1 protein-coding gene is annotated in these 211 nt (G+C 49.8%); it reads right to left on the bottom strand.

Annotation, left to right across the window (positions count from 1 at the left end; all coding sequences use genetic code 11):
* Nucleotides 1-25: 25 nt before the first annotated feature.
* The coding region (locus tag FDX22_RS15275) for a gamma-glutamylcyclotransferase (protein ID WP_186805312.1) at nt 26-211 on the bottom strand (186 nt) is incomplete at its 5' end.

Here is a 211-nt window from a genome sequence, read left to right as displayed (position 1 = left end):
GTTGTTTATTCTCGTAGGCGATATATCAGTACTGGTCTCGGTCTAACCAGTTACCGCTTTCAATCAGCGTTAATCCCTCGACTGAACGTTGGTACACGTACATCCATGCACTTCCGTACGGCGTCTGAATTAACTGGCGTGCATATTCGCCACCTCGCGTACGCAGAGCGTCAAGCTCTGCCAGCGTGGCGTTGTCAATACGATAAACTTC

Source organism: Citrobacter sp. TBCS-14 (genome assembly GCF_005280805.1).
In the GTDB taxonomy this organism is placed as follows: Bacteria; Pseudomonadota; Gammaproteobacteria; order Enterobacterales; family Enterobacteriaceae; genus Citrobacter; species Citrobacter gillenii.
This window is presented reverse-complemented; position numbering and strand designations above follow the sequence as displayed.